This is a genomic window from Runella defluvii (assembly GCF_014195535.1).
Taxonomy (GTDB): Bacteria; Bacteroidota; Bacteroidia; order Cytophagales; family Spirosomataceae; genus Runella; species Runella defluvii.
Genome location: NZ_JACIBY010000005.1, coordinates 119175 through 131855, shown reverse-complemented (window position 1 = coordinate 131855; position 12681 = coordinate 119175). Strand labels below are relative to the sequence as shown.

11 protein-coding genes are annotated in these 12681 nt (G+C 45.8%); 8 read left to right on the top strand and 3 right to left on the bottom strand.

The features are described from left to right. Positions 1 to 77: 77 nt before the first annotated feature. The gene (locus FHS57_RS13260) at positions 78 to 1706 is read right to left on the bottom strand and encodes an NADP-dependent glyceraldehyde-3-phosphate dehydrogenase (protein ID WP_183974366.1); all 1629 of its coding nucleotides are present in this window, start codon (positions 1704 to 1706) and stop codon (positions 78 to 80) included. 119 nt (positions 1707 to 1825) lie between these two features. Here FHS57_RS13260 and FHS57_RS13255 point away from each other — a divergent pair, with 119 nt between their 5' ends. After that, on the top strand, positions 1826 to 2728 hold the full coding sequence (locus tag FHS57_RS13255) for a LysR family transcriptional regulator (protein ID WP_183974364.1): 903 nt from the start codon (positions 1826 to 1828) through the stop codon (positions 2726 to 2728). Positions 2729 to 2798: 70 nt separating this feature from the next. Beyond that, positions 2799 to 3521, top strand: coding sequence for an RluA family pseudouridine synthase (locus tag FHS57_RS13250; RefSeq protein WP_028524845.1), 723 nt, complete (start codon positions 2799 to 2801; stop codon positions 3519 to 3521). Positions 3522 to 3620: 99 nt separating this feature from the next. On the opposite strand, the gene glyA is transcribed toward FHS57_RS13250, so the two are convergent. Together glyA and rnhB are read right to left on the bottom strand one after the other, a co-directional pair. Beyond that, complete coding sequence (gene glyA / locus FHS57_RS13245; RefSeq protein ID WP_183974361.1) at positions 3621 to 4907, bottom strand: serine hydroxymethyltransferase; 1287 nt, start codon at positions 4905 to 4907, stop codon at positions 3621 to 3623. Between the two features lie 129 nt (positions 4908 to 5036). Then, entirely contained in the window at positions 5037 to 5612 is a 576-nt protein-coding gene (gene rnhB, locus FHS57_RS13240) for a ribonuclease HII (RefSeq protein WP_183974359.1), read from the bottom strand. A 75-nt stretch (positions 5613 to 5687) separates the two neighbouring features. Here rnhB and FHS57_RS13235 point away from each other — a divergent pair, with 75 nt between their 5' ends. The 6 genes from FHS57_RS13235 (at position 5688) to hemB (ending at position 12662) form a co-directional block, all read left to right on the top strand. Next, positions 5688 to 6464, top strand: a complete 777-nt coding sequence (locus FHS57_RS13235; RefSeq protein ID WP_183974358.1) for a polysaccharide biosynthesis/export family protein — start codon at positions 5688 to 5690, stop codon at positions 6462 to 6464. Between the two features lie 6 nt (positions 6465 to 6470). Next, the gene (locus FHS57_RS13230; RefSeq protein WP_221225624.1) at positions 6471 to 7211 is read left to right on the top strand and encodes a tyrosine-protein phosphatase; all 741 of its coding nucleotides are present in this window, start codon (positions 6471 to 6473) and stop codon (positions 7209 to 7211) included. A 24-nt stretch (positions 7212 to 7235) separates the two neighbouring features. Continuing rightward, on the top strand, positions 7236 to 9680 hold the full coding sequence (locus tag FHS57_RS13225; RefSeq protein ID WP_183974356.1) for a GumC family protein: 2445 nt from the start codon (positions 7236 to 7238) through the stop codon (positions 9678 to 9680). Positions 9681 to 9856: 176 nt separating this feature from the next. Then, complete coding sequence (locus FHS57_RS13220; RefSeq protein WP_183974355.1) at positions 9857 to 10552, top strand: tetratricopeptide repeat protein; 696 nt, start codon at positions 9857 to 9859, stop codon at positions 10550 to 10552. A gap of 106 nt (positions 10553 to 10658) precedes the next feature. Continuing rightward, a complete protein-coding gene (locus tag FHS57_RS13215) occupies positions 10659 to 11573 on the top strand; it encodes a PfkB family carbohydrate kinase (RefSeq protein WP_028524851.1) in 915 nt (304 codons plus the stop codon). A gap of 108 nt (positions 11574 to 11681) precedes the next feature. Next, the gene (hemB, locus tag FHS57_RS13210; RefSeq protein WP_183974354.1) at positions 11682 to 12662 is read left to right on the top strand and encodes a porphobilinogen synthase; all 981 of its coding nucleotides are present in this window, start codon (positions 11682 to 11684) and stop codon (positions 12660 to 12662) included. Positions 12663 to 12681 lie beyond the last annotated feature (19 nt).

Genomic DNA, 12681 nt, shown 5'->3' with positions numbered 1-12681 from the left:
ATATAAAAAATATTTTACCCGCAGAAACTTGCCAACTGTGCGCAAGCATGAATATCTGCGGGTAAAACTAGAGCACCTTAAAAAATGTAATCAGTACTCAAAAAGTTAGAATCGTGGTCGCGCACGATGGTATTGAGTAATACCTTGTTGCTTTCGGTCAATTTGGTAGCTACCAACGAACGAATCGAAAAGGAGCGAAGCGCGTCAAAAACCGAAAGCGTTCCTTCGGCGCTGTCTTTGCGCCCCGTGAAAGGAAATACGTCGGGCCCTCTTTGCGCTTGACAGTTGATATTTACCCGACTAACAAGGTTGACAAAAGAATCAATCAACTGAGCCACTTCTTTGGAATCTTCACTAAAAATACTCACCTGCATTCCGTGCGAGGCGTTGACTTGGTAGTCGATGGGCTCGTCGATGGTCTCAAACGGAACGACGGGAATAACGGGGCCAAACTGCTCTTCGTGGTAGAGTTTCATTTGATTGTTGACGGGATACACCACCGCTGGAAACACAAACGAGGCTTCGGTATAGCCACCGTTTTCGTTTTGGACGGTTGCCCCGTGCGCAATCGCGTCTTCAATGCACGCTTTTAAATAGTCGGGTTTATCTTCTTCGGGTAGGGGCGTGATTTTGACGCCATTTTCCCAAGGTAAGCCTGGTTTTAAGGCCGATACGGCCGCGTTGAGTTTTGCAACAAACTCCGTGGCGATTTCTTTTTGTACAAAGATGAGCTTCAACGCCGTACAACGTTGCCCGTTGAACGAAAGCGCCCCGAGGATACATTCATTTACGGCTACGTCTATGTTGGCATTTTTGGTGACAATGGCCGCATTTTTGGCGTCAAGGCTCAAAATAGCGCGGAGGCGGTTGACTTTAGGGTGCAATTTTTTGAGGCCGTTGGCTACTTTACTTGAGCCAATAAAAGCCAACACATTTACTTTTCCGCTTTCCATGATGGGCGAAATAATTTCCGACCCTCTTCCGTACAGCGTGTTGACGGTTCCTTTGGGGAAAGCCTCTTTAAAGGCATTTAGCAAAGGATAGTGCGCCAATACCCCGTGTTTGGGGAGTTTGAAAAGAATGGTGTTGCCCATAATCAGGGCAGGAATGAGCGTCGTAAAAATCTCGTTCAACGGATAATTAAAAGGCCCCATGCTCAGTACCACGCCCAGCGGCGCTCGGCGGATTTGGGCAATGGTTCCTTCTGCTTCCTGAAAACGCGACGATTCGCGGTCGAGGTCTTTGAGGGCGTCAATCGTGTCGTTGATGTAATCGACGGTACGGTCAAACTCTTTGGTGGCGTCGGACAATGTTTTGCCGATTTCCCACATCAACAATTTGATGACCAAATCCCGCTGTTGAATCATCAAGTAAACAAACTTCTGCATACAATTAATCCGCTCGCCCACGGTCATCGTAGGCCATTCGCCTAGTCCATTGTTGTAGGCATTGACAGCGGCATCCAACGCTTCTAAGGCTTCTTTGGGAGAAGTACGCGGAATACTTCCTAAGAGTTTTCGCTCCAAACCGTTGGGAGTCGGAAGACAAACGGGCGAATAAATAGACGTCACGGGGCCATCCCACTGGACAAGTTCACCGTTTAAGAGGTATTCTCGTTGGTGTACTTCTTCTAGTCTAAATTCTTGGGGAATGGCATCTTCTCCTTTAAAAATGGGGGAGAAGGGGAGGTGGGCTGTTGTTGGCATGAGATAGGTATTTTAGTCTCTTTTCAATTAGGTAACAATAGCTGTCTAAACTGGGTTCTCAAACATTTATATATATTTTTATTTATAGTATCTTTGTATTAATATCAGAAAAATTATAAATGCAAACGAATTTAGAGTGGTTTCGCACCTTTAAAGCCATTTATGAAACAGGAACGTTGAGTGGGGCGGCCAAGCAGCTTTTTGTGTCTCAGCCTGGGGTTGGACTTCACCTCAATGCCCTAGAATCGTACACAGGATATGCCTTGTTTGAGCGAACGGCCAGAAAAATGATACCTACCGAAAGGGGGCATCTTTTATACCAACAGATGCAACATTCACTCAATGTGCTGGAAGATATTGAAAGTCGTTTTCGACGAAAATCAGGCAAAGACCGCCCGACGGTGAGCATGGGAATGTGCGTAGAAACGTTTCAGCAAGCGTTAGAAAAGCATATTCCTGAGCTGGATTTTAACTTAATTATGCAATTTGGAGAAAGCGAAAAGCTGATTGATGCGCTGGAAAACGGAGTGATTGATTTGGTATTGGCCTCCCAAAAGAAAAATGCCCTCAACATCGAATGGGAAGCGTTTACGACCGAACAATTGGTGGTGGTAGCGGGAAAAAAAACGGATTTGACCGACTGGCAAACCCTCCATTTGAATAATAAAGAAGCCCTGTTGGATTGGTTTGGCGAACAAATTTGGTACAACACCGCCTCCGATATGAAGCTACTGAGTCGGTTTTGGGAAGCTAATTTTGAGATTCAACCTGAGTTTGTGCCCAATTACATCGTTCCTAATAAGTTTTCCATTATTCGTTGTTTGTCGGTGGGCAAAGGCTTGGCCGTTTTGCCAGACTTCATCTGCCACGAGGCACTCAAGCAAGGCGACATTACCCTACTCTGGCGAGGCTACACCGAAGTCACCAACACCCTTTATTTTGGGAAAAGAAAGAATAGCTTGCAGGCAGCACCCATCGCCCATATCGAAACCCTATTGAAAGGCGAATTTAGTGAAGCGTAACTAACTCGTTCAAGGAATTATGACAGAATTGTTGTTGTTTTGTTCTTCTAAGTGAAAAAAACGTCCCAATATGCTCCGTTACGAGTTCAAAGACCTCATATTGTTTGAAAACGAAGACTACATCGTTATCAATAAACCTCCGCACGTCGCTACCATCAACGAACGTACCGCTGATAAGTCGATAAGTATTTTGCGCATGGCCAAAGAATACAGCCATGATGCCCAAGTTGCCCACCGCCTCGACAAAGAAACATCGGGCGTGTTGGCTATTGCCAAGAATCCTGCGGCATATCGACACATTGCCATGCAGTTTGAGTACCGCGAAGTGACCAAACGTTACCATGCGGTTGCCAACGGCGTCCACGATTTTGACAGTATCTCGGTATTTTTACCCATTGCGCCGCTCAAAGATGGCACTGCCGTGAAAATAGATCGCCAAAATGGAAAAGCAGCCGAAACGGTTTTCTTTACAAAACAGGCTTTTCGGAAACACACGTTGGTAGAATGTATCCCCATTACGGGCCGAATGCACCAAATTCGGGTGCATTTACAGTGCCTCAAGGCACCAATCGTTTGCGATCCTACCTACGGCGGAGCAACGGTTTATTTGTCGGAATTGAAACGAAATTACAATTTGAAGAAAGACTCAGAAGAGTTGCCCATCATTCAGCGCGTAGCGTTACACGCGTTCTCGCTCACATTCAGGCTTATGAACGACGAAACAGTTGTCATCGAAGCACCTTATCCTAAGGATTTTGGGGTGTTGGTGAAGCTGTTGGAGAAGAATAGTTAATGGTTTCCTGTTTGGGTTTTTTCAGTTTCCTGTTTGAGGTTTTGAGTTTCCTGTTCTACAACCCGAAACAGTAAACCCCAAACAGGAAACTGAGAAAAACTACTTATAAAGAGGCACTTCCGCCATCCAGTTGTTTACTTCTTGTTTTACGGCGTCGATTTTTGCTTCGTTTTCAGCGTTCATCAATACCGTATCCATCAAATCCACGATACGCTCCATATCTGCTTCTTTCAAACCACGGGTTGTCATGGCAGGCGTACCTACACGCATACCCGAAGTGACCATCGGCGACTTGGTATCAAATGGAACCATGTTTTTGTTTACGGTAATGTCGGCTTTGATAAGCGTATTTTCGGCCAACTTACCTGTCAAACCTTTGCTGCTCAAGTCGATGAGCATCAAGTGGTTGTCGGTACCGTTTGAAATGATTTTATACCCTTTATCGACAAACGCTTTTGCCATAGCTTGGGCGTTTTTGCGAACTTGGTGGGCGTATTCTGTGTAGTCATCGCTAAGCGCTTCGCCGAAAGCGACGGCCTTGGCTGCGATTACGTGCTCAAGTGGTCCGCCTTGTGTGCCAGGGAAAACGCCAGAATCCAACAACGAAGACATCGAGCGAATGTCGCCTTTCGGTGTTTTCAAGCCAAATGGGTTTTCAAAATCGTTACGCATCATAATTACCCCACCACGAGGCCCACGAAGTGTTTTGTGGGTAGTGGTGGTGACGATGTGGCAATGCTCCAATGGGTCGTTCAATAAACCTTTGACAATCAGACCTGCTGGGTGAGAAATGTCGGCCAACAACAACGCGCCGATTTGGTCGGCGATGGCGCGCAAGCGAATGTAATCCCAGTCACGGCTATAAGCAGACGCCCCGCAGATAATCATTTTTGGACGCTCTTTCAAAGCCGTAGCTTCTACTTTGTCCCAATCAATAAGACCAGATTCTTGTTCTACACCGTAGAAAAACGGCTGGAAGTATTTACCCGAAATATTCACAGGCGAGCCGTGTGTTAAGTGGCCACCGTGTGCTAAGTTAAAACCTAAAATTTTGTCGCCAGGCTGCAAACATGCCAAGAAAACGGCCGTGTTTGCCTGTGCTCCCGAGTGCGGCTGCACGTTTGCCCACGTAGCACCAAACAGCTCCTTGAGGCGGTCAATCGCAATTTGTTCGATTTGATCCACCACTTCGCATCCACCGTAGTAGCGTTTGCCTGGAAGGCCCTCGGCGTATTTGTTGGTCAATACGCTTCCTTGTGCTTCCATTACTTGCGGAGAAGTAAAGTTTTCAGAAGCAATCAGCTCAATTCCAGACTCTTGGCGGTGGTGTTCTTTGGCGATTAAATCAAAAATTTGGGTGTCGCGGGCAATCGTGGTAGAAACCATTGTATGTACGATTTTGGGATGATACAAAATACGATTTGGAAGAAATTTTCCGCAAAGGTACTGCTTCCGAACCACATAGACACACCCAAGCTTGAGAAAATTAGAATTTTGTAGGGGTACTGGGCTGATTTACAACAATCGAAACGACATCCGATGGTAAGAACAGGGGCCAAACTCCCGAATACCTGCCCGATGCACGGGCGTAGGATAGCCCACATTTCTTTCCCAACCATAGTGAGGAAACTCCACCGCGAGGCGCTCCATGAGGTCGTCGCGGTAGGTTTTGGCCAGTACCGAAGCCGCCGCAATGCTCATAAACTTGGCATCGCCTTTGACGATGCAGGTGTGGGGTAAAAACGGATAAGGCGTAAAGCGATTTCCGTCCACCAACAAATGCTCGGGGCGTAGTGTCAATTGGTCCACGGCGCGGTGCATGGCCAAAAAACTGGCTTTGAGGATGTTAATTTTGTCAATCTCTTCGTTAGACACTTCCGCGATGGCCCACGCCAAGGCAGCCTCTTGTATGTCGTTACGAAGGGCTTCGCGTTGCTTTTTATTCAACTGCTTCGAGTCGTTTAGCAGTTCGTTGGTGTAGTCTTTGGGAAGAATCACGGCCGCTGCTACCACAGGCCCCGCTAGGCAGCCCCGCCCCACTTCGTCGAGGCCCGCTTCGGTGAGTTCGGCATGGTAGAAAGGTTTTAGCATACATCGGGTATTTTGGACAGGCGGGCAATTTACGTATTTTTGTTTCGAGGTTATCCCTCCTCGCTATTTTTTGCTATGCGTTTTATCGTTTTGCTTCTTCTTTTTTGTGGCTCTCTTTACGCCCAAAAAAGCACCTCAGATACCACAAAAACCACTCAGATGATTGGCCGTCAGCCTGAGTTGCTGCCAGATACGACAGAGTACCGCCTTAAACCTGGGGATCGTTTGCGAATCCGAAGCCTCAACGCGCTTGAGATTATTTTTCCGCAAGGTGGCAACATCGCCGTAGCCTCCACGCCCATGTCGTCGGGACAGGCAGGGGCGTCTGCTTATTTGATTACCGTTGATCGTCATGGCCAAATCGTTTTACCACAAGTGGGGCGCGTCAAAGTGGCGGGACTGACCAAAACAGACGCTACCAAGGCCATAGAACAGTATTACAAAGACCTCATCAATGACCCTATTTTTGACATTGAGATTTCTAACCTACAAATCAGGGTCTTGGGCTCCGTAGGGAGACAAGGCATGATTTTTCTTGAAAATGAAAAACTGACCTTGGGAGAGGTCATTGCCATGTCGGGAGGGATTGATTTTGCGACGGCCGACAAAACCATTAAGCTCATTCGGAAACGCTCAGGCGTGCAGCAGGAAGTCAATTATGACATCCGCAACCTTGGCGATCCAGCCGTGGCCAATATCCCCGTTTTTGACGGAGATTACGTCTTTGTCCCGCCTTCCAAATGGAGTCTTCGGATTGTTAAAAACCAAAGATTCTCCAGTATATTGTCGCCAGTGGTCATTGGACTCAACGCCGTTGCGGTTGTTTTAGGGCTATACCTTACACTTAAATAGCAGCCGATGTTTTCGTTTTTTAGGAAAAAATCTTCTAGCGCAACGACTCCTTTTTCGCTCGATTTCATGGAAAGTGACTGGCATTGTCACGTGCTTCCTGGTATTGACGACGGTGCGCCCGACGAAAACGTGACCTTGGCAATGTTACAGGAGTACGTACAATTAGGCATCAAGAAAATTGTGGCTACGCCCCACGTTCGGGCCGATTATTTCAAAAATACCATTGAAACCATCCAAGCTGCCGCCGCAAAAACCAACGCACTCATTGAAACCCATTCGCTTCCTTTGGTGCTAGAAGCATCGGCGGAATATTATGCTGACGAAAATTTTGTCCAACTCATTCAAGAAAATCAGCTGCTCCCCATCGAGGGTCAGTATATTCTATTTGAATTTTCGATGCAAGCGCCTAGCCTTTGGGGGCACAAACTGATTGAAAAAATTCAACAAAAAGGATACACGCCCTTGCTCGCGCATCCCGAGCGCTACCGATACTGGCATGGCAAGCCGCGAGAATGGCAAAGCCTAAAAAACAGAGGGGTTTCTTTTCAGCTCAATTTGCTGTCGTTGGTGGGGCAGTATGGGTCGGCAGAACGAAAAGCGGCCGAACAATTGATGGAAAAAGGGTATTATGAGGCATTTGGTAGTGATGCGCACGGGCTTCATCACTTACAAAAATTGAAGGATTTGGGTCGGAACCCGCACTTTGACACGTTACAACAATTACCTTTGCTCAATCGTTTGGGGTAAATAAATTAGAGGGAAACAGCTATTATGCAAAACGGAAACTGGAGCCAATCACAAGATAGATACACTGAAGTATCCGCCGACATTGACGTTAAGCGGATTCTTAAAGTCATTCTAAGTCGTTGGTATTGGGTGATTGGTGCCTTGGTTTTGACCGTCGGCGGATGTGCTATTTTTCTTCAAGTGGCCCATCCGCGTTACATGGCCGAGATGGTGTTAAAGTACAATGATAAACAAACCGAACTTGACGAGCTTAACCGCCTCATTCAGTCGGATGAGTCCAATTTAGAGTACCTTACCGAACTGTATGTCATTAAATCGGAAGAAGTTATCAACGGGGCGATTAAAAAGCTCAATTATCCGTTTACCTTTTATCGTGAACTTACCTTCCGTCACGATGACGTGTATCCATATCAGCCTTTTACGGCACAGGTTATCTCTTACGACCACAGTAAATTTCAGTTTGGGCTTTTTGAAATCAAGCAGTCTGGGCTAATCACGTATAAGACCAAAGACGAAACGGAAAATCTAACCTTCGATTTGTCGAAAGATACCCTCGTTTCGGTACGGGGGCTTTCGTTCAGTGTCAAATCTGTCGAAAGGCTTTCTCAGGATTATGTATTTTCTTACAACGACCTGAACGACCTGCGTGGGCGTCTTGACGGTGGAATTAAAGTAACCGAAGAAGGGGCGAGTTTGCCCATCTTAAACGTGTCCTTTTCGTACTACAACCGACAGTTTACGCAAGATTTTCTTCAAAAACTCATTGAATCGTACGAAGAATATAACCTTGAACAAAAGAAGAGGTCGTCCAACTTGACGATTAATTTTATTCAGGAACAAATCAAAATCTACGCGACAGCACTTCAAAAAGCGTCGTCGGAGTTAGAACGGTACAAACAACGCAGTTCGGTGCCTAGTTTGCAAGCTTCTATGTCGGACGTCATGGGGCAAATGACCCAACTTGAAGCGCAAAAAAATACCCTAGAGATTGCCAAATCGTACATCAATTTGCTCGAACAAAGCCTGAGCAATCGTTTTGAACCCGTCAATGTGGGTAGTTTGGGGCTTGATGGTACCAGCGACGGTGTCCTTCTCAAGTTAGTCTCGGATCTCAACCGCCTCATTCTTGATCGGAAAGCGTATATTATTGGTAAAAACCTGAGTGTCAATAACCCAATTGTCAAAACTGCCGACGACGAAATTGACCGTGTACGGGAGCAAATTCTTTCTAACATCAAGGTACAGCGTCAAAAAAATGAGAGCACACTGGGCATTATCAGTCAAAATTTGGCGCTAATTAAAAGCCGAATGAATGCCCTGCCATCGGTAGAACGAGAGCTTGGGTATCTTCAAAACGACCGTGATGTCAACGAAAAAATATACCTTTTGTTGATTAACAAAGAGATTGAAACCTCGATTGTAAAAGCGGGAGTTTTGCCGTCGTTTACGGTACTTACCCGCAGTTATGCATACCAGATTTACCCACAAGCGCCGCGCCTTATTTCGGTGTCGCTCGTTTTGGGGTTACTGATTGGGTTTGGCTCAATCTTTTTGGCCCGTTTTGCCAACGGGAAATTTACCGAAATTTCCAAAATTGGCGCTTCCGAGCGCGTCAATTTGCTGGGACTCATTCAGCGATTTCCGCACAAAATTTCGCAAAACGAAAAAGATTTGCTGCACTTTTTGGAAAACCGTTCATTGTTTTCCGAATCGGTCAACAGCATCCGTACCAATCTGAGTTTTCTGACCGACGCCCCAAGTCAGCAAGGCAAATTGCTGGTGATTACGTCCGAACTCTCAGGCGAAGGCAAATCGTTTGTGACGCTGAATTTGGCGACGTCTTTGACCAAAATTGGGAAAACGGTGCTGGTGGTTGTGTCAGACTTGCGGCGGTCGAACATGCACCGTTATTTTAACCACAACAACAAAATTGGGCTTAGTACGTACCTGTCGGGAAAGGCAGATGATTTTCACCAGACGATTCACCATTCGGTCATCGAAAATCTCGACTTTATTCCTGCGGGGCCTTCGCCTTTTAATCCAACTGAGCTTATTCAAAATGAGCGCTTTGAGGCATTTATTACCAGTGCTCAGCAAGAGTATGATTTTGTGTTGGTGGATACTGCCCCCGTTGGTTTGGTGTCGGACAACGTTCCTTTGTTGAAGAAAAGCGATTTGGTGATTTACATCATTCGTTGGTTGTACTCGCACAAAGAATCGTATTTGTTGGTCAACCAAATTGCGGAAGAATATAAAATCAAAAACGTGGGTGTTATCATCAATGATTTTTACAAAGATGACCTCTACGCCAACCTCATGCCAGCGGCTTATTATTCGTCGAAAGGCTACGGGTACAGTTACAAGCAGACGTACGATTATTACGGCAAGAAAAATAATTACTACCACAACGAGACGCCATCCAAATCTATTTGGCGAAAAATGATTCGTTGGGTCAAAAAAGAACAGTAAAGAATGCGCAGATTTTGGCTATTTTTTTGTTCTGACGAAATTTTTGGCACTGTTGTTGTCGAGCAAAAGAACAAAGTCACTTAAATAGGCGCTCAATCCGTATAAAAAATAGCTGAGTTCTTTTTGAGTTTCAAGAGTTTTCCTAATTTTGCACTCCAATTTGAAAATCAATAGTAATGAGCAATAAAGACACAGATTCGGGGCTTGATTTTTTAGAGAGCCCAGAAGGTTTGGCAGGAGAGTTAACCAAGTTTGAAAAAAGCATCGAAAAAAACCGCAATATATTCGTCATTGCGGGGGGAGCAATTGTCGTTGCACTAGCAGGATGGTTCGGATATAACTATTACGTAAGTAGCCAAGATGAGCAAGCTCAAGCTGCTTTGTACGCTCCTGTTTTTGCCTTTGAAACCGATTCTCTTAATAAAGCGCTCAAAGGAAGCGCAGGTAACCCTGGTTTAACCAGCATCGCTGATGAATACGGTGCAACACCAGCAGGCAATCTTGCGCAGTTTTACTCAGGAGCTGCCTTGTTGAAACAAGGTAAGTTTGACGAGGCCATTGAGCACTTGAAATCTTTCAGTTCTTCTGATTTGTTGGTTCAGGCCCGTGCGTACTCGTTGATTGGTGACGCTTACATGGAAAAAAATAGCGTTGAGGATGCCATCAGCTACTACCAAAAAGCGGTTGATTATAAGCCAAATGCGTATTTTACACCTTCGTACATGATTAAGCTTGGTGTGGCTTACGAAAAAGCAAAGAAAAACACGGAAGCGATTGAAGTATATAGCGACCTTATTGAGAAATATCCTCAATCGTCAGAAGTGCTAAACGCGAAGAAATTTAAAGGTTTCCTCGAAAGCGCTGCTGAATAAGTACAATATGAAAAATCAAGGAAAAGGATAAGGCTGCTATGGCTTTATCCTTTTCTTTTTTAGAACAATACAATCATTTATTTTTTACTGATTAACAACGAAAACTATGAGTTTGCTAACCGTTGGGTCGGTTGCTTTTGATGCCATCGAAACCCCTTTTGGAAAAACCGATAAAATTGTAGGTGGCGCAGCTACTTACATCACGCTTACTGCTTCGTACTTCACCAAAAAGAACAATATTATTGGGGTTGTGGGCGGTGATTTTCCAAAAGAAATGATTGAGACCTTAGAACAACACGGTGTCAATACGGAAGGATTGGAAATCAAACCAGAAGGAAAAACATTTTTTTGGTCGGGTAAATACCACAACGACATGAACAGCCGCGATACGTTGGACACGCAGCTCAACGTTTTTGGCGATTTTGACCCTATCATTCCTGCTTCTTACCAAGATTGTACCTACTTGATGCTAGGAAACATGGTGCCTGCGCTTCAAATGGCCGTTTTGGATCGTCTTAACAATCGTCCAAAGTTTGTGATGCTTGATACCATGAACTTGTGGATGAACATTGCCCTCGAAGACCTCAAAGCGGTTATTGCAAAAGTAGATTGCTTGACGGTCAACGACGAAGAAGCACGGATGCTTTCGGGTGATTACTCGTTGCGTCGTGCTGCAAAAACCATTATGGCGATGGGGCCTAAAACCCTCATTATCAAAAAAGGTGAGCACGGTGCGCTCCTTTTCCAAGGTGATGAAGTATTTTTCTGCCCAGCGTTGCCGTTGGAAGAAGTATTTGACCCAACGGGGGCTGGCGACACTTTCGCGGGAGGCTTCATTGGGTATTTAGCAAGTACTGATGACATCAGCTTTGCCAACATGAAACGCGCCATTGTGTATGGTTCGGCCATGGCGTCGTTTTGCGTGGAAAAATTTGGTCCTGAGCGCATCATCGATCTTACTCAAGCTGAAATCGACGCGCGTGTGCAAGAGTTTGTACTCTTGTCAACATTCCATATTTAATTAAATCGACGACCGTCGTCTCTCATAAGCGCACACAGGCATTGGTTGTCTGTGTGCCACTCTTTTTAGGTTAGCGGATAACAAATAACTAAAAACGACTTCCCCACTATGAGTTATTCAATACCACGCCGCCCGCGCCGCAATCGTCAATCGGCGGCCATTCGCGCGCTCGCGCAAGAAACTACCCTCTCCGTCAACGACCTCATCTACCCGATGTTTATCGTCGAAGGAAGTGGTGTACGGAGCGAAGTAAAATCGATGCCAGGCATTTACCGCCACTCGCTCGATACACTTTTGGAAGAACTGAAAGAGGTGACCGATTTGGGCATCAAGTGCATTGATTTGTTTCCCAATTATTCGGAAGATAAAAAAGACAAATACGCCACCGAAAGCTACCGCGAAGGAACGTTGTACCTTGATGCGCTCAAAGCCATCAAAGACAAATTTCCTGAGTTGGCATTAATGACTGACGTGGCCATGGATCCTTACAGCAGCGATGGGCACGATGGTTTGGTTGAAAACGGAAAAATCCTGAACGACGAAACCCTCGACATTCTAGCCAAAATGGCCGTGGCGCAAGCACGCGCAGGTGCTGATATTCTCGGCCCCAGCGACATGATGGATGGTCGCGTAGGTTTCATTCGTGAAGCACTTGATGCTGAAGGGTTTACCGACGTGAGTATCATGTCGTATTCTGTCAAATACGCCAGTGCGTTTTATGGCCCCTTCCGCGATGCGCTTGATTCTGCCCCCCGTTTTGGTGACAAAAAAACGTACCAAATGAATCCTGCCAACGTACGCGAAGCCCTGATTGAAGCCGAACTTGATTACCAAGAAGGAGCTGATTTTTTGATGGTGAAACCTGCACTGGCGTACTTGGACGTCATCAAGACATTGAACCAAAACTTTGATTTGCCGATTGCGGCCTACAACGTTTCGGGAGAATATGCCATGATCAAGGCCGCTGCCCAAAACGGCTGGCTCGACGGCGACCGTGCGATGTTAGAAACCCTGATGTCGATTCGTCGGGCAGGGGCAAAGGTTATTTTGACCTACTTCGCGAAAGAATTTGCGCTATTGCAAGCGTAAAGTGTTACAATTTTCGCCT

Bases quoted from the DNA above. Each gene is read 5' to 3' on its own strand.
- FHS57_RS13230 (WP_221225624.1), top strand. From the start codon at position 6,471: ATGTTTTCGTTTTTTAGGAAAAAATCTTCTAGCGCAACGACTCCTTTT.
- rnhB (WP_183974359.1), bottom strand. From the start codon at position 5,612: ATGCTAAAACCTTTCTACCATGCCGAACTCACCGAAGCGGGCCTCGAC.
- FHS57_RS13215 (WP_028524851.1), top strand. From the start codon at position 10,659: ATGAGTTTGCTAACCGTTGGGTCGGTTGCTTTTGATGCCATCGAAACC.
- FHS57_RS13250 (WP_028524845.1), top strand. From the start codon at position 2,799: ATGCTCCGTTACGAGTTCAAAGACCTCATATTGTTTGAAAACGAAGAC.
- FHS57_RS13260 (WP_183974366.1), bottom strand. From the start codon at position 1,706: ATGCCAACAACAGCCCACCTCCCCTTCTCCCCCATTTTTAAAGGAGAA.
- glyA (WP_183974361.1), bottom strand. From the start codon at position 4,907: ATGGTTTCTACCACGATTGCCCGCGACACCCAAATTTTTGATTTAATC.
- hemB (WP_183974354.1), top strand. From the start codon at position 11,682: ATGAGTTATTCAATACCACGCCGCCCGCGCCGCAATCGTCAATCGGCG.
- FHS57_RS13225 (WP_183974356.1), top strand. From the start codon at position 7,236: ATGCAAAACGGAAACTGGAGCCAATCACAAGATAGATACACTGAAGTA.
- FHS57_RS13235 (WP_183974358.1), top strand. From the start codon at position 5,688: ATGCGTTTTATCGTTTTGCTTCTTCTTTTTTGTGGCTCTCTTTACGCC.
- FHS57_RS13255 (WP_183974364.1), top strand. From the start codon at position 1,826: ATGCAAACGAATTTAGAGTGGTTTCGCACCTTTAAAGCCATTTATGAA.
- FHS57_RS13220 (WP_183974355.1), top strand. From the start codon at position 9,857: ATGAGCAATAAAGACACAGATTCGGGGCTTGATTTTTTAGAGAGCCCA.